This is a genomic window from Hydrogenophaga sp. (assembly GCF_018780385.1).
In the GTDB taxonomy this organism is placed as follows: Bacteria; Pseudomonadota; Gammaproteobacteria; order Burkholderiales; family Burkholderiaceae_C; genus Hydrogenophaga.
Genome location: NZ_JADMJO010000045.1, coordinates 1 through 1,963, shown reverse-complemented (window position 1 = coordinate 1,963; position 1,963 = coordinate 1). Strand labels below are relative to the sequence as shown.

The window sequence follows — 1,963 nt, the reverse complement described above, 5'->3', positions numbered from 1 at the left end:
ACCTTGCCTTCGAAGGCCTTCTGTTTTTTGGTCAGCTTGGACATTTACACGCCCTCCACAATCACGCCCATCGAGCGGGCCGAACCGGCGATGGTGCGCACGGCTGCGTCCACATCGGCGGCGGTCATGTCTTTCATCTTGGTCTTGGCGATCTCTTCGAGCTGAGCGCGCGTGATCTTGCCGACCTTGTTCTTGTTGGGCACCGAAGAGCCCTTGTCGAGCTTGATCGCCTTCTTGATCAAGGTGGTCGCCGGAGGCGTCTTGATGATGAAGGTGAAGCTCTTGTCCGCATAAGCCGTGATCACCACGGGCAGCGGCAGACCTGGTTCAACGCCTTGGGTCTGGGCGTTGAACGCCTTGCAGAACTCCATGATGTTCAGGCCGCGCTGACCCAGTGCCGGACCGATCGGGGGGGACGGGTTGGCCTTACCAGCTGGCACTTGCAGCTTGATGAAGCCGACGATTTTTTTCGCCATTTTTTAGCTCCTGCGAGTGCAGACGGTTGCCATCAAAGACAACCTCCTCGCGTTGGGGGACCCGGAAAAGATCAGATGGCACAGACGTCGGGCCGACCCGCCTGTGCCACGAAAAACCTCAGGTCTTCTCGACCTGGCTGAATTCGAGTTCGACCGGCGTGGCGCGACCGAAAATGGTCACCGACACGCGCATCTTGTTCTTCTCGTAGTTGACTTCTTCCACGGTGCCGTTGAAGTCCGTGAACGGGCCTTCCTTGACACGCACGTACTCGCCCACGACAAACTCGACCTTGTGGCGCGGCTTGTCGGTGCCTTCCTGCATCTGGTTGACGATCTTCTGAACGTCTTCCTCGGAGATCGGCGCCGGACGGTTCTTGGCGCCCCCGACGAAACCGGTCACCTTGTTGGTGTGCTTGACCAAGTGCCAGGTGTCGTCGTCCATCACCATTTCCACCAGCACATAGCCGGGGAAGAACTTGCGTTCGGTGGTGCGGCGCTGGCCGTTTTTCATCTCGACCACCTCTTCGGTGGGCACGAGGATGCGGCCGAATTTGTCTTGCATGCCGGCGCGGTTGATCCGCTCGACGATGTTGCGCTCAGCGGCTTTTTCCATGCCAGAGTAGGCGTGGACCACGTACCAGCGCATGCCCTCGGCGGCCACGCCGTCGGTCACGGGACTGTTTTGCTCGGTCATTATTTTCTCCAGCCCAGGATCAGGTCGTAGAACAGCCATTCGACTGTCTTGTCGGTGAGCCACAAAAAGAGCGACATCACCAGCACGAAGGCGAACACATAAGCCGTCATCTGGATCGCTTCTTTGCGGGCAGGCCAGACAACCTTCTTCACTTCGCGCCAGGAGTCACGGCCAAAAGCAACCAATTGTTTGCCCGACTCGGACACGCCAAACACCACCACCGCCGCGACCAGCAACACGATCAAGGCAACCCACTGCACCAAGGCACCCCGCGGTGACAGCAGATAGAACGCGACAAACGAGCCCAACAACAGCGCGATGGCAGCCGCCAGCTTGGCCTTGTCGGCGCCGGTGTGGACTGTTTGTACTTCGGAGGTGGCCATGAAAATCCAGACAAAACTTTTCAAAAAACGCGCTCAAAACCCGAAAGCTTGAGACACGCAAGCCCACCAGAGGTCTTATCGACTTCGGTGGGCTTGTCAACCACTCAACAGATCCGGATCAGTTTCCGGAAACATCCTGTTGGGTGGCAGGGGCAGTAGGAATCGAACCTACAACCTTCGGTTTTGGAGACCGACGCTCTGCCAATTGAGCTATACCCCTACTGGCTTGTGCCCCACAGAGGGCGTAACTTACGCGATGATTTTTGCAACGACGCCGGCACCGACGGTGCGGCCGCCTTCGCGGATGGCAAAGCGCAGGCCTTCTTCCATGGCGATCGGGTTGATCAGCTTCACGGTGATCGACACGTTGTCACCCGGCATCACCATTTCCTTGCCTTCGGGCAGCTCGA

3 protein-coding genes, 1 tRNA gene and 1 pseudogene are annotated in these 1,963 nt (G+C 58.3%); all 5 read right to left on the bottom strand.

The window, feature by feature from the left end:
* Positions 1–44: 44 nt before the first annotated feature.
* Positions 45–476: a 50S ribosomal protein L11 gene (rplK, locus tag IV113_RS15720; protein ID WP_291086793.1), complete on the bottom strand. Its 432-nt coding sequence runs from the start codon at positions 474–476 to the stop codon at positions 45–47.
* Between the two features lie 118 nt (positions 477–594).
* Positions 595–1,170 (bottom strand): transcription termination/antitermination protein NusG, encoded by a 576-nt coding sequence (gene nusG, locus IV113_RS15715; protein ID WP_056267420.1) that lies wholly within the window; start codon positions 1,168–1,170, stop codon positions 595–597.
* Positions 1,170–1,553 (bottom strand): preprotein translocase subunit SecE, encoded by a 384-nt coding sequence (gene secE / locus IV113_RS15710; RefSeq protein WP_291086789.1) that lies wholly within the window; start codon positions 1,551–1,553, stop codon positions 1,170–1,172. The genes nusG and secE overlap by 1 nt, the downstream gene beginning before the upstream one ends.
* A 144-nt stretch (positions 1,554–1,697) precedes the next feature.
* Positions 1,698–1,773, bottom strand: a tRNA-Trp gene (locus IV113_RS15705).
* Between the two features lie 29 nt (positions 1,774–1,802).
* Positions 1,803–1,963: pseudogene (gene tuf / locus IV113_RS15700) on the bottom strand (elongation factor Tu); the annotation flags it as partial.